The sequence below is a fragment of the Halobacterium salinarum DSM 3754 genome (genome assembly GCF_008124605.1).
GTDB lineage: Archaea > Halobacteriota > Halobacteria > Halobacteriales > Halobacteriaceae > Halobacterium > Halobacterium salinarum.
On sequence record NZ_VRYN01000003.1, the window covers coordinates 153,808 to 166,115 of the forward strand.

Genomic DNA, 12,308 nt, shown 5'->3' on the forward strand with positions numbered 1-12,308 from the left:
CTGCCGGTGGCAAAAACACTCCGAACCCACGCGCCGGTACCATGAAGTGGTGCCACGAACCACGTCGAAACATGGCCCACAAGGACGTGTCAGTGGACGACGTCGACTCGGCGCTGTCGGCCGACGCGGACGCCGACCTCTACTTCATGAAAGACGCCCTGAACACCGACGAGGTCGCCATCTCGGTGTACCACATGGAGCCGGGCGCAACCGGAATGGAGCACGACCACGCCAACGACGGCCAGGAGGAAGTGTACTACGTCGCCGACGGCGGTGTGGACGTCGTCTTCGACGACGAGACGGTGTCGCTGGACGCCGGCGACGCCATCCGCGTCGACGCCACCGACGACCGACAGCTCCACAACGGCGATCACCACTCCGAGCTGGTGTTGGTGGGCGCACCCCGCTGACCGCGCGCGCCGCGTGCGGCAACCCCTAAGTGGTGGCCGGCATACGGACAGCCATGCCGACGAACCTTTCGGCGGGCGTTCAGGCGTTCACGAGCAACGTGTTTCTGGTGACCGGCGACCGCGACGTGGTGGTTGACGCGGGCGCGAACTACGACGTCGTCGCCGCGGTCCGCGACCACGGCGTCACGCCCGACGCGGTCGTCATCACACACCCGCATCCCGACCACGTCGGCAACCTCGACGCGCTCGTGGACGCCTTCGACCCGACCGTGCTCGGGTTCGACGGCGTCGCCGACGCCGACCGGGCGCTGGCCGACGGCGACGAAATCCGGCTCGGCGACGACGACTACGTGGTTCTGCACACGCCCGGCCACGAACCCCACCACGTGTGTCTGTACAGCCCGGCCGCCGGCGTGTTGTTCTCCGCGGATCTGGTGTTCGCGAACGGCAGCTTCGGGCGCACGGACCTCGACGGCGGCGACCGGGAGACGCTGGTCGAGAGCATCGACCGGCTCGCCGACACCGTCGCGGGCGAGGAACTGACGGCGCTGTATCCCGGCCACGGCCCCAGCGTCACCTCGGATCCGGCCGCCGACATCGACCTGGCGGCCCGATCCGCGCGCTTCCAGTGAGCCGCGGTTAGCTCGTGTCCAGGCCGTAGTATCCGGGTTCGTCGTCGGTCCGGGGTTCCGCGACGACGAGCGCGCCGGCGTGCAGCATCACCCACGGGATCGCCCAGTCGAGCAACACGTCCTCGGTGCCGCGATCGATGTCCGCGTCGGGCTCCAGGTCCTGCAGCAGGCGCGCGATCTCGTAGACGGTGTACATGCGGTCGTCGTCGAGTAATGCCGCTGGCTCGTAGAAGTCACACGGGTACAGGTCGTCGAACTCGGATTTCGCAACCGGCATGTGCTGACAGGCGGCGGCGACGCCGAAAAACCCAGCGAGTTGACCCAACGGTTATCTGTCTCGCCGAAGTCCATGTATCCGCCCAACATGTCAGATAGTTCACCGCAGTTGGACGACCAACGCACAGACGCCATGCAGGCGCTCGTGGACGCCGTCATGGATCGAGTCGGAGACAGCCTCCGGGACATCTGGGTGCTTGACCGGCACGCGCAGGCGCTGCTGTACATGCGCGATGACGTTGCAGCCCGCACGACGACCGTGGACGCCCAGCGGTACCTCGACAACGAGCGCTACGGGTTCATCACTCGCGCCACCTACAACCGCCTCCACTACGCCACGCTGCGGTACACGCACCGTGGGTTCGACACCTGGGAGCTGTTCCGGACGTTCCTTGATGCCGCCGATGGCACCACTTCCGCTGGCGTCGTCATCGGCCTCGACGCCGACGGCACCTGCTACGATTTCGACGCGCTCACCGACACCGTGCACGCGGTCGGTGACGAGCACAGCGTCGCCGCACTCACGCCAGCCACTGATGAGCCGCCATGACGCGAAAAAAACACGGGAGCGTGTTCGGTCACTCGAACAGCGACACCACGTCGTCGTAGTTCGCCGCGATGGGGTCCCAGTCGATCACCTCGAAGAAGGCGTCGACGAAGCTGCCGCGGTCGGGGCCGTAGTCGTAGTAGTAGGAGTGCTCCCAGACGTCGAGGGCGAGGATGGGGTGGCTGCCCCAGAGCGCGCCCTCGTCGTGGTTGTCCACGGCCACGTTCCGGAGCTGCTTGGCGACCGGATCGTAGACGAGCAGCGCCCAGCCGCTGGCCGCGCCGGCCGCCACCTCGAATTCAGCCCGCCAGTTCTCGTAGGAGCCGAAGTCCGCCGCGATGCGGTCGGCGAGCGCCCCGGACGGCTCGCCGCCCCCGTCGGGACTCATGTGCTCCCAGAACATCGTGTGGAGGTAGTGCCCACAGCCGTTGTGCGTGACGTCCCCGAGCGCGCCGGCAGTCGAAGCGTGGTCGCCGGTCTCACGGTTCTCCGCCAGCGTCTCCTCGGCGCTGTTGAGGCCGTCCACGTAGCTCTGGTGGTGGGTGTCGTGGTGCCACGTGACCACCTGCTCACTGATGTGTGGTTCGAGTGCGTCGTAGTCGTACGGCAGCGATGGGAGTTCGTGCTGGCTCATCGGTGGAATCCACCGGATCAGTGATCACGCGGCGTCATGTTAAATGTTCGTGAGGATCGTGGGCTCACTCGTCGCCGCGCGCACGCTCGAACATCGCGATCGCGTCCTCGCGGCGCTGGCTGTGGTCCACGATGGGGTCCGGATACTCCGGGGCGTGTCGGCGGCGCTCGGACAGCGACAGCTCGTGCCAGCTGTGGATCGCGTCCGCGGGCACGTCCCGGAGTTCGGGGACGAACTCGGTGATGTAGTCGGCGTCGGGGTCGTAGCGCTCCCCCTGGGTCATCGGGTTGAACACCCGGAAGTACGGCTGGGCGTCGGTGCCCGTGGAGGCGGCCCACTGCCAGCCGCCGTTGTCGTTGGCGGTGTCGTGGTCCGCGAGCTTCTCCCGGAACCAGTCGTAGCCCGCCCGCCAGTCCACCAGGAGGTCTTTCGTGAGGAAGGCGGCGACGATCATCCGCACGCGGTTGTGCATGTACGCTTCCGCGCGGAGCTGGCGCATGCCGGCGTCCACGATCGGATAGCCGGTTTCGCCGTCCTTCCAGGCCTGCAGCGCCGCGGGGTCGTCGCGCCACTCGATGGGGTGCTCGTACGCTTTGAAGTTCTCCGAGACGACGTTCTGGTTGAAATACAGGACTTGTGCGTAGAACTCCCGCCACGCGAGCTGGCCGATGAACGCCGCGACGTTCTCGCGTTCGTCGTCGGTGTCGGCGTCGGATTTCGCCGCGCGTGCGGCCTCGTAGACCGTTCGGATCCCGATCGTGCCGAACTTCAGGTGCGGGGAGAGCCGCGACGTGGGTTCCTCGTGGGGGTAATCGCGGCGGTCCTCGTAGCGGTAGATGTCGCCGGACTCGCGGAAGGCATCGAGCAGCGATCGCGCCGCCGCGGTTCCGGCGTCGGGGACCGCCGCCTCCGGCTCCGCGAAGCCGAGCTCCTGGACGGACGGCAGCGGGCTGGTGTCCGCGAGCGCGGTGTCGGCCGCGAGATCCGCGGGCTCTGGCTCCGGGGCCGGCGGGTTCTTCTCGCGGTCCTGCCACTTCCGCCAGAAGTACGTGTACACCGAGTACGGGTCGCCCGCGTTCGTGCGGATCTCGCCCGGCCGGTGGTGGACGGCGTCGTGGAACTGGGCGTGTGCGACGCCCGCCGCGTCGAGGGCGTCGCGCACGCCCGCGTCGCGGTCGGTGGCCAGCCCCGAGTAGTCGTGGTTCCAGACGACCCGGGTGGCGTCGAGATCGTTGGCGACCGCCGGGAGCACCGCAGCGGGGTCGCCGTGGCGGACAATGAGGTCGCTGCCGAGGTCGCGGTAGCGCTCCCGGAGGGCGGCCAGCGCGTCCAGCATGAACGCGACCCGGGGCGGGGCGGCGTGAGCCAACACCTCGTCGTCGAAGCAGAACACCGCCGCGACAGGGCCCTGGTCGTGGCCGCCGTCGACCGCTGTCACGCCCGGAGCGGCCGCTGCGAGGCCGCGGTTGTCCGTGGTGCGGAGGTCCCGTCGGTGCCAGAACAGTTGCATGCCGGGGGGTTGGGCGGCCGGCATCCTCAACGTGTGGGTGTCAGTCGTCGCGGAACACGCGGAACGACCCGCGTCCCACGGCCACTTCGGTGGGCTCGGCGTCCGCCGTGTCGGCGGGCGTGACGACCGAGATCTCCGCCACGCCGACGGTTGAGCCGACGCGCACGACCGACGCATCGGCGATCAGGTCGCCGCGGGCCGGCCGGAGATAGGACACGTTCAGATCGATGGTGGCGACGTTCGCGGCGACGGGTTTCGGGAGCGCGCTGCGCACCGCCAGCCCGCCGGCGGTGTCGATCAGCGTCGCCGCGATCCCGCCGTGGACGTCTCCCTCGCCGGGACCGTGGTTCGTAAGCTTCTCGTGGTAGGGGATGCGGAGGCGCATCTCGCCGTCGCTGGCGTCCTCGACGGACACCCCGAGAAACGACAGCAGCCCGTGGTCGTCGACGTAGGACTGGATGAGCGCGGCCGCGTCGTCGGCGTCGAACCCGGTCATGGCTGCGACTGGAACCCCGGTGTCTATAAGCCCACCGAGCCGCCACGCCGATCTTATCAGTGAACGTATGAGAACTGCTAAAGTGTGTGCGATCACACGACATGGTAGTGACTTCAGCCGCCGGGACCGTGTTGGTGACCGTCGACTCGCTGCGAGCGGACGCGCGATCCCGGGTCGAGACGCCGACCCTGGACGCGCTCGCGGACTCGGGCACGGTCTTCGAGCGCGCGTACGCCCACGGGAACTGGACGCCGTTCTCGTTCCCGAGCGTGCTCGGGGACAGCCACGTGTTCGCTGCCGACGGCGCGATCGGCGTCGGTGACACCACGCTGGCCGGCCGTCTCGCCGACGCCGGCGTCCGGACTGCCGGCGTCAACGCCGCCAACGGGTTCCTCACCGAACACTGGGGGTACGACCGCGGTTTCGACACCTACGACGCGTTCACGGACACGAACTCGCGGCTCGGGCGCACGCTCGCCGCACACCCCACCGTCCAGGGGTGGCTGCAGGTCGGGGCGTCGCCGTTCCGGCGGCGCAGCGACGGCCGCGAGCGCGTCGACGCCACGCGCATGCTCGACATCGAGGACCGCGCCGTCGAGTTCCTGTCGGCGGCCAGCGAGCCGTTTTTCCTCTGGCTGCATTACATGGACACCCACACGCCGTACGTCCCCGCGCCGCGCCACCTGCGTGCGACGACGGACCGCCGGGGCGCAATGTTGGGCATGCTGTCGGCGCACCTCCGCGTCGGCCTCGGGCTGACGGTGAGCTCGGCCACGGCCGGCGAGCTGCACACCCTCTACGACGCGACCGTGCGCCAGGTCGACACCAGCATCGGGCGCGTGCTGGCGGCGCTCGGCGACCGCCGCGAGGACACCATGGTGGTGGTGGCTGGGGACCACGGCGAGGAGTTCCTCGAACACGGCCACCTCGCGCATTACCCGAAGCTCTACGACGAGCTGGTGCACGTGCCGTTGCTCGTTGACCATCCGGCCGGCGCGGGCGGGCGGGTGTCGACGGCGGTCGGCCTCTCCGACGTGCCCGCGACCGTGCTCGACGTGATGGGCGGCTCGACACGGGGGTTCACCGGTGAGAGCCTCGCCCCCGAGATCCGCGCCGGGACGGAGCCGACCCGCGGCCCGATCACGTCGGTCGCAGTACGCGGGGCGTCGGTGACACAACAACCGATCCCGCGCCACCTCGGTGCCGGTCGCCCGCTCGTCAGCGCGCGCGACGGCCGCTGGACGTACATCCGCGACCCCGAGCGCGACACCCACGAGCTGTACGACCGTGCCAGCGATCCGGGCGAGCAGACGGACGTGTCCGGCACCGCGGATCCACCGCTGGACGCCCTGCACGCAGCGACACGCCAGCGGCTGGACGCGATCCGAACCGACGGCGACGCCGCGGCCGCCACGCCGGACGACGTCGAACGCCGACTCTCCGCGCTCGGGTACCGCTGACCAGACACCAATACCGGCAGCGGGCGTCCATTTGGAAACGTATTTGCCATGGTCTATCGTGATGGTGAACAACCGATGTCGAATCTCGTTACCAACGTCCAAACCTCGGCGACCGAGCTTCCGGATCACCCCGCAGTCGTGTACGACGACCACACCCACACCTACAGCGACCTCTGGGAGCGAACCGGACAGTTCGCGGCCGCGCTCCGCGACCACGGCGTGACCCCGGACGACCGGGTCGCGCTGTACCTCCCGAACCTCCCACAGTACGTGACGGCGTTCCACGGCGCGCTCCGCGCCGGCTGCGTCGTGGTGCCGATGAACCCACAGTACAAGACCCGCGAAATCGAGTACTTGCTGTCCGATTCCGGGGCGTCAGTGGTGGTGGCGCTGGCCGACGGTGCGTCCACCGTCGAGGACGTGCGCGCGGAGACCGCCGTCGACACCGTGGTCACGGTCGGCGGCGACGCCGACGTTGGCACGCCGTTCGAGGCTTTCCTCGACACCGGCAGCGACGACACGGTTGCGCCCCGCGACGACGACGACCTCGCCGTGCAGCCGTACACCTCCGGCACCACCGGCCAGCCCAAAGGCGTCCAGCTCACACACCACAACCTCGCGTCGAACGCCGAGCAGTCCATGGACATCGTGCCCGACGGCCTCCAACCCGCGGACCGCAAGATCGGGGTGTTGCCGTTGTTCCACATCTACGGCATGACCGTCGGCATGAACGCCGCGCTGTTCGCCGGCGCGACGTTCTACCCGATGCCCAGGTGGGACACCGAGGACGCGATGTCGCTGGTCGCGGACGCCGAACTCACCCTCTTCGACGGCGTCCCCACGATGTACAACGACATCATCACACACCCCAACGCCGAGGAGTTCGACCTGTCGTCGGTCCGGCGCTGCACCGTCGGCGGCTCCGGCATCCCCACCGAGGTGTTGCGGAAGTTCGAGGAGCTGTACACCGCAAAGATCGACGAGGGGTACGGGCTCACGGAGACCAGCCCGGTGACACACTTCAACAGCCCCAACTGGGGGCGTCGCGTGGGCTCGATCGGGAAGCCGCTGGCGGGGATCGACGCCCGCATCGTCACCGACGACTTCGAATCGGTGCCACCCGTCGACGAGGGCCCCGTCGACGAGTCCGACCACGACATGGACGACATCACGGGCGAGCTGGTGGTGTCGGGGCCGAACGTGATGGCGGGCTATCTCGACCTCCCGGAGGCCAACCGCAAGGCGTTCACCGAGGCCGACGGGAAGCGCTGGTTCCACACGGGTGATCTGGGCTACCACGACGCGGACGGCTACTTCTACATCGTCGACCGCAAGACGCACATGATCAACACCGCGGGGTACAACGTCTACCCCCGTGAGGTCGAGGAGTTGCTGTTCGAGCACGACGCCATCGCGGACGCCGCCGTGGTCGGCGTGCCCGACGAGCGCCGCGGCGAAACGGTCAAAGCGTACGTGGTGCGGGCACCCGACACGGACGTGTCCGCCGACGAGATCCGGGAGTTCTGTCTGACGAACCTCGCCGAGTACAAACACCCACGCACGGTCGAGTTCGTCGAGCAGCTGCCCCGCACCACCACGGGGAAGATCAAGAAGCACGAACTCGTCCCCGACGAGGACTGACCCGGCGCGACCCGCTCAGAAGCGGGCCGCGAGTCGGGCGGCGTCGCGGGTGTCGTGCCCGCAGAAGACGTCCGCGGTCGTGCGCCGGGCGAGATCGCGGACGCGACGGCGGCTCTCCCGCCAGTCGGCAAGCGAGGACAGCAGACTGGTGGCCATCGGGACGCCGTCCTCGTAGTTCTCGCGCTGGTAGGCCTCGTCGCCCGCGACGATCGCGGGCGCAGCGCCGTCCTCGGGTTCCAGGTACAGCCCCAGGAGGCCGGGCGTGTGGCCGGGCAGATGCAACAGATCGAGCCCGGGGTAGAGCTGGCGGCGGCCGCGGTCGACGGCGACCACGCGCCAGTTCAGCGCACGGTCGAAGTCCGGACTGTGGTACGCGATCGACCCGGTGTCCGTCGCCGCGCTGCGGTAGGCGTAGCCGAGCTCGCGCTCGTGGACGTAGATCGGCGTGTCCGTGCCCGCGAAATGCCGAAGGCCGCCGGCGTGGTCGAGATGGAGGTGACTCGCCACGACGGCGTCGATGTCGCTGATGGCGGTGCCGGCGTCAGCGAGCGCGGCCGGCAGCGTGTGCTCGTCGGCGTCCTCGTGGTGGAACGCCTCGAAGAGGGGTGTCGGCCAGTAGCCGTCGCCGGCGTCGGGGTGGCTGCCCGTATCCCAGAGCACGGTCCCCTTCGGGTGGTCGATGAGGAGGTTGTACACCGGACACTCGACGAGCGCGTGCTCGGGGTCGGGGTCGGCGACGGTCGCCATCGTCGAGGAGTCGATCATGTACGCCCTGTCCGCGGTGATGGTGCCGCGGTCGAGGTAGTGAACGTCCACACCGGGTGGTGACGTGGCGGCCCCAAAGTTCGGTCGGGGGAACCGTCCGGTAGTTGTTAGACGTTGACATAGATTTATCCGGGGCGGCGGGGAAGCCACGACCATGACAGACAGATCTGTGGTGTCCGGGACGGCGATCGTCACCGGCGCTTCCAGCGGGATCGGCCGGGCGACCGCCGAGCGACTGGCGGCCGACGGCGCACGCGTCGTGCTCTGCTCGCGCGACCACGCGGACGTCGACGCGGTTGCCGACGCCATCCGAACGGACGGCGGCACCGCCCTCCCCGTCGAGTGCGACGTCACCGACCGCGACGCCGTCGACGCGCTCGTCGAAGCCACCGTCCACGAGTTCGGCGGCCTGGACGTGCTCGTGAACAACGCCGGCGCGAGCTTCGTCGCGCCGTTCGACGACATCTCGCGGAACGGCTGGGACCGCATCATCGACGTGAACCTCGGCGGCACCTACAACTGCACGCAGGCCGCCGCCGAACAGCTGAAACGCGACGGCGGCGGGGCCGTGGTGAACGTCGCCAGCGTCGCCGGCCAGGAGGGGTCGCCACACATGAGCCACTACGCCGCCGCGAAGGCCGGCATCATCACGCTCACGCGGACGCTGGCCGCCGAGTGGGCACCCGCGGGTGTACGCGTGAACTGCATCGCCCCCGGGTTCGTCGCGACCCCCGGACTGGACGCACAGATGGGCGTCAGTGCGGCCGACATCGACCGACGGGAGGTCGCCCGGCGCATCGGCACCAGCGCCGAGATCGCCGACGCGATCCGGTTTCTCGCCAGCCCCGCGGCGTCGTTCGTGGTCGGTGAGACGCTCACCGCCGCCGGCGTCCCGCAGGGCGAGGAGGTGCCGTCGCCGTGACCCGCCGCACCGTCCACCTCCCGGTCGCCGCCCAGGACAGTCTCGCGGACATCACCGACATCGCCGAACGCGCCGAAACCCTCGGCTACGACCGCGTGTGGTTCCCCGAAACCTGGGGCCGGGACGCCGCAACGACGCTGACCGCGATCGCCGACCGCACCACCGACATCGGCATCGGCACCAGCATCATCAACACCTACTCCCGGAGTCCCGCGCTCGTCGGACAGACCGCCGCCACGCTCCAGGAGCACTCCGGGGGCCGGTTCCGGCTCGGAATGGGGCCCAGCGGCCCCGCGGTCATCCAGGGGTGGCACGGCCAGTCGTTCGAGCGCCCGCTGCGCCGCACCCGCGAGTACATCGATGTCGTGCGCGCCGTCCTCACCGGCGACCCGGTCGACTACGACGGCGACCTGATCCAAACCCAGGGGTTCCGACTGCGCCAGGACGCCCCCGACCCCGCGCCCGCCATCGACGTGACCGGCATGGGCCCGAAAGCCGTCGAGCTCGCCGGCCGGTTCGCCGACGGCTGGCACGCGTTGCTGTTCACCGCGGACGGCATCCGGGAGCGCCTGGCCGACCTCCGGCGCGGGATGGATCTCGGTGACCGCGACGCCGACGCCGTCCAGACCACGCTCGTGGTGCCGTGCTGTGCGCAGCCCGACGCCGCCGCCGCCCGGGACCTGACCCGCCAACACCTCGCGTTCTACGTCGGCGGCATGGGCGAGTTCTACCGGGACAGCCTCGCCAGGCAGGGCTACGAGGCTCCCGCCACCGATGTCTACGACGCCTGGCAGGACGGCGACCACGAGCGAGCGGTCGGCCTCGTCACCGACGACCTCTTGGACGCGTTCGCAGCGGCGGGCACGCAGGCCGACGTGCGGGACCGACTGGCGGCATTCGCGGGTATTGACGGCGTCGACGCGGTCGCGGTGTCGTTCCCGCGGGCCGCCGACAACGCCGTGATCGACGACACACTGGCGGCCGTCGCGCCCGCCCCGGCGCACACGCCCTAACGCACTGCGTCGGCCGCTACGTCACGGCGTCGATCGCCGCGCGTCGCCCGTCGAGCACCCCAAACGCCTCCCCACGGCGGGTTTCCAGCCACCGCAGGAGCCGCGCCGCCCACGCCAGCTTCCGGCGCTTCTCCTCGGTCACCGTGTGGTCGTCGAACGCCCACCCCGGGAACCGGAGGGCGGCCGCGCCACAGTGGTCAGCGAGAAACGCCGCGCGGTCGCCGTCGGTGAACCCGCCGTGGTCCACCACTGGCCCCGTGGGCGCGGCCTGTGTCGTCGCCAGCACGTGAGTGGTGTCGTAGGTCGGGACGTGCTCGCGGATCGCGGCGATGTTGTCGCCGTGCGCGTGCACGGCCACCGGCGTCCCCTGCGCCGTCAGTCGGCGCGCCGTCTCGGGGTTCTTGTCCAGATCCGTGACCATGAGATCGACCTCGATGCCGGCGTCGGCCAGCACGTCCACGGCCGTTGAGGCCGCGAACACGCGGTCCGCGGCGGCGGCCACCTCGCGTTCGTCGGCCAGCGTCGGTGCGCCGCCCGCGATCGCCACCGTCTGGCCCGTGCAGTCCAGGCGCGCCATATCGAAGGGCTCGGCGTGCGCCGCCAGCACGTCGCGTGCGCGCCTGTCGGCGGCCTGCTCGTAGCCGAACGCAGCACACACGTCGTCGTACACCGGCTGCCAGTCGTCGTACTCCATGCGCGCCGCTACAAGCCCTGAAATAATGAGGATTCCGTGGTCCGAGCCGGGATCCCCCGCAGCGTACCCCTACCCAGCGGGCGTCCGGCTTCCATGCTGACGTTTTTTCGCCGCCGGTATAAGTTTTCTCGTTACTCCCCGGCCGTCCGGAATATCTCCGCCAGGGTTGCAAGCACGCTGTCGCCGTCCGTGGCGGCCGCCAGCCCCGCGCCAGCCTCACGGAGCGCCCCCGCTGTGCCGGCGACGAGCGTCGGGTCCGTGCCGGAGACCGCGACCCCAGTCGCCGCCAGCGCGTCCCGGTCGTCGGCCGACAGCCCCGTGACCTCGTAGGCGCGCGCGACGGCGTCGGCCGCCCCATCAGCGCCGAGCCGGTCGGCGTGGCGCATCGCCGCCGGGAGCGTCGTCACGTCCAACTGTTCGATGTGGCTGGTGTGCGTGCGGTCGGGCGTGAACTCGTGGCCGATGAGCGCCGCGTCACGCGTCTCGGCGACGTCGTGGGTCCGAACCACGTGTGCGCCGCGCTCGACGGCCATCGCGGTCGCCGCCAGCGACACCGGCAGCGCCCCCGCCGTGTCCCGGCCGGCGATCTCCCGCAGGAAGTTCTTGCGGTTGATCGAAACCAACATCGGGTAGCCGTACCCGCGGAACTCCCGCAGCCGGTCGAACGTCTCGCGGTCGTCGGCCAGCGTCTTCTCGGTGCTCCACCCGCCGAACGCCGGATCAACGATGGTCTTGTCGGTGAACCCGTGCAGCGACAGCGCGTCGTAGATGTCGTCGACGGATTCGATGGCCCCCGGGCGTTCGAGGTCCGGCGGGCTCGCCATCTTCGCGACCGCGACGTCGTGGGCCTCACAGACCGCCGGCATCTCGGGGTCCGCGAACCCACAGATGTCGTTGACCATGTCGAAGCCAGCCGCCAGCGCCTCGTCGGCGACCTCGCTGTACCGGGTTTCGATGGAGAACACCGCCTCCCCCTCGACGCGCTCGATGGTGTCGATGGCCGTCTGGAGGCGCTCGCGCTCCTGGTCGGCCGACAGCACGTCGAGGTCCTTGTTCGCGGACTCCAGGCCGACATCGACGATGTCAGCGCCCTCCCCGATCAGCTCCGAGTCGACGTACGCGGCCGCCGCCTCGGGGTCGTCGTACACGCTCGGGTCGTACGGCGACTCCTTCGATACGTTCAACACGCCCATGATTCGTGGCGGGTAGTCGTCACCGATGGGCAGCCCGGCTGCGTCGACGGTTCGCATATCCCTACTGGATGGCGGCACGCTCATAGGTCGTGTGGAATCGGCGCTGGCTTCGGGC

14 protein-coding genes are annotated in these 12,308 nt (G+C 69.7%); 7 read left to right on the plus strand and 7 right to left on the minus strand.

The window, feature by feature from the left end:
- Positions 1-71: 71 nt before the first annotated feature.
- Together APQ99_RS08890 and APQ99_RS08895 are read left to right on the plus strand one after the other, a co-directional pair.
- A complete protein-coding gene (locus tag APQ99_RS08890; protein ID WP_012289310.1) occupies positions 72-410 on the plus strand; it encodes a cupin domain-containing protein in 339 nt (112 codons plus the stop codon).
- A gap of 53 nt (positions 411-463) precedes the next feature.
- On the plus strand, positions 464-1,042 hold the full coding sequence (locus APQ99_RS08895) for an MBL fold metallo-hydrolase (RefSeq protein WP_010902963.1): 579 nt from the start codon (positions 464-466) through the stop codon (positions 1,040-1,042).
- 7 nt (positions 1,043-1,049) lie between these two features.
- Here APQ99_RS08895 and APQ99_RS08900 read toward each other — a convergent pair whose 3' ends face one another.
- Complete coding sequence (locus tag APQ99_RS08900) at positions 1,050-1,319, minus strand: DUF5827 family protein (protein WP_010902964.1); 270 nt, start codon at positions 1,317-1,319, stop codon at positions 1,050-1,052.
- A gap of 87 nt (positions 1,320-1,406) precedes the next feature.
- On the opposite strand from APQ99_RS08900, the gene APQ99_RS08905 reads away from it, so the two are divergent.
- Positions 1,407-1,868, plus strand: coding sequence for a DUF7522 family protein (locus APQ99_RS08905; protein WP_012289311.1), 462 nt, complete (start codon positions 1,407-1,409; stop codon positions 1,866-1,868).
- Positions 1,869-1,896: 28 nt separating this feature from the next.
- Here the strand turns inward: APQ99_RS08905 and sod are convergent, their stop codons facing one another.
- The 3 genes from sod to APQ99_RS08920 all read right to left on the minus strand — a co-directional run bounded on the left by sod (position 1,897) and on the right by APQ99_RS08920 (position 4,505).
- Positions 1,897-2,499, minus strand: a complete 603-nt coding sequence (sod, locus tag APQ99_RS08910; protein ID WP_010902966.1) for a superoxide dismutase — start codon at positions 2,497-2,499, stop codon at positions 1,897-1,899.
- A gap of 64 nt (positions 2,500-2,563) precedes the next feature.
- The gene (locus APQ99_RS08915) at positions 2,564-4,009 is read right to left on the minus strand and encodes a cryptochrome/photolyase family protein (RefSeq protein ID WP_012289312.1); all 1,446 of its coding nucleotides are present in this window, start codon (positions 4,007-4,009) and stop codon (positions 2,564-2,566) included.
- Positions 4,010-4,049: 40 nt separating this feature from the next.
- A complete protein-coding gene (locus tag APQ99_RS08920; RefSeq protein ID WP_010902968.1) occupies positions 4,050-4,505 on the minus strand; it encodes a hotdog fold thioesterase in 456 nt (151 codons plus the stop codon).
- Between the two features lie 101 nt (positions 4,506-4,606).
- On the opposite strand from APQ99_RS08920, the gene APQ99_RS08925 reads away from it, so the two are divergent.
- Both APQ99_RS08925 and APQ99_RS08930 read left to right on the plus strand, forming a co-directional pair.
- The gene (locus APQ99_RS08925; protein ID WP_010902969.1) at positions 4,607-5,965 is read left to right on the plus strand and encodes a sulfatase-like hydrolase/transferase; all 1,359 of its coding nucleotides are present in this window, start codon (positions 4,607-4,609) and stop codon (positions 5,963-5,965) included.
- Positions 5,966-6,040: 75 nt separating this feature from the next.
- Complete coding sequence (locus tag APQ99_RS08930; protein ID WP_010902970.1) at positions 6,041-7,606, plus strand: long-chain-fatty-acid--CoA ligase; 1,566 nt, start codon at positions 6,041-6,043, stop codon at positions 7,604-7,606.
- A 15-nt stretch (positions 7,607-7,621) separates the two neighbouring features.
- On the opposite strand, the gene APQ99_RS08935 is transcribed toward APQ99_RS08930, so the two are convergent.
- On the minus strand, positions 7,622-8,422 hold the full coding sequence (locus APQ99_RS08935; RefSeq protein WP_012289313.1) for an N-acyl homoserine lactonase family protein: 801 nt from the start codon (positions 8,420-8,422) through the stop codon (positions 7,622-7,624).
- A gap of 103 nt (positions 8,423-8,525) precedes the next feature.
- On the opposite strand from APQ99_RS08935, the gene APQ99_RS08940 reads away from it, so the two are divergent.
- Both APQ99_RS08940 and APQ99_RS08945 read left to right on the plus strand, forming a co-directional pair.
- Positions 8,526-9,293, plus strand: coding sequence for an SDR family NAD(P)-dependent oxidoreductase (locus APQ99_RS08940; RefSeq protein ID WP_010902972.1), 768 nt, complete (start codon positions 8,526-8,528; stop codon positions 9,291-9,293).
- On the plus strand, positions 9,290-10,306 hold the full coding sequence (locus APQ99_RS08945) for a TIGR04024 family LLM class F420-dependent oxidoreductase (protein WP_010902973.1): 1,017 nt from the start codon (positions 9,290-9,292) through the stop codon (positions 10,304-10,306). Before APQ99_RS08940 ends, APQ99_RS08945 begins: the two co-directional genes overlap by 4 nt.
- Positions 10,307-10,322: 16 nt before the next feature.
- Here APQ99_RS08945 and APQ99_RS08950 read toward each other — a convergent pair whose 3' ends face one another.
- Positions 10,323-11,000, minus strand: a complete 678-nt coding sequence (locus APQ99_RS08950) for a 6-hydroxymethylpterin diphosphokinase MptE-like protein (RefSeq protein WP_010902974.1) — start codon at positions 10,998-11,000, stop codon at positions 10,323-10,325.
- Between the two features lie 131 nt (positions 11,001-11,131).
- Complete coding sequence (locus APQ99_RS08955) at positions 11,132-12,250, minus strand: dihydropteroate synthase (protein WP_012289314.1); 1,119 nt, start codon at positions 12,248-12,250, stop codon at positions 11,132-11,134.
- Positions 12,251-12,308: the final 58 nt, after the last annotated feature.

Excerpts from the sequence above, each read along its gene's own strand:
- APQ99_RS08890 (WP_012289310.1), top strand. The coding sequence starts at position 72 with ATGGCCCACAAGGACGTGTCAGTGGACGACGTCGACTCGGCGCTGTCG.
- APQ99_RS08895 (WP_010902963.1), top strand. The coding sequence starts at position 464 with ATGCCGACGAACCTTTCGGCGGGCGTTCAGGCGTTCACGAGCAACGTG.
- APQ99_RS08900 (WP_010902964.1), bottom strand. The coding sequence starts at position 1,319 with ATGCCGGTTGCGAAATCCGAGTTCGACGACCTGTACCCGTGTGACTTC.
- APQ99_RS08905 (WP_012289311.1), top strand. The coding sequence starts at position 1,407 with ATGTCAGATAGTTCACCGCAGTTGGACGACCAACGCACAGACGCCATG.
- sod (WP_010902966.1), bottom strand. The coding sequence starts at position 2,499 with ATGAGCCAGCACGAACTCCCATCGCTGCCGTACGACTACGACGCACTC.
- APQ99_RS08915 (WP_012289312.1), bottom strand. The coding sequence starts at position 4,009 with ATGCAACTGTTCTGGCACCGACGGGACCTCCGCACCACGGACAACCGC.
- APQ99_RS08920 (WP_010902968.1), bottom strand. The coding sequence starts at position 4,505 with ATGACCGGGTTCGACGCCGACGACGCGGCCGCGCTCATCCAGTCCTAC.
- APQ99_RS08925 (WP_010902969.1), top strand. The coding sequence starts at position 4,607 with ATGGTAGTGACTTCAGCCGCCGGGACCGTGTTGGTGACCGTCGACTCG.
- APQ99_RS08930 (WP_010902970.1), top strand. The coding sequence starts at position 6,041 with ATGTCGAATCTCGTTACCAACGTCCAAACCTCGGCGACCGAGCTTCCG.
- APQ99_RS08940 (WP_010902972.1), top strand. The coding sequence starts at position 8,526 with ATGACAGACAGATCTGTGGTGTCCGGGACGGCGATCGTCACCGGCGCT.
- APQ99_RS08950 (WP_010902974.1), bottom strand. The coding sequence starts at position 11,000 with ATGGAGTACGACGACTGGCAGCCGGTGTACGACGACGTGTGTGCTGCG.
- APQ99_RS08955 (WP_012289314.1), bottom strand. The coding sequence starts at position 12,250 with ATGCGAACCGTCGACGCAGCCGGGCTGCCCATCGGTGACGACTACCCG.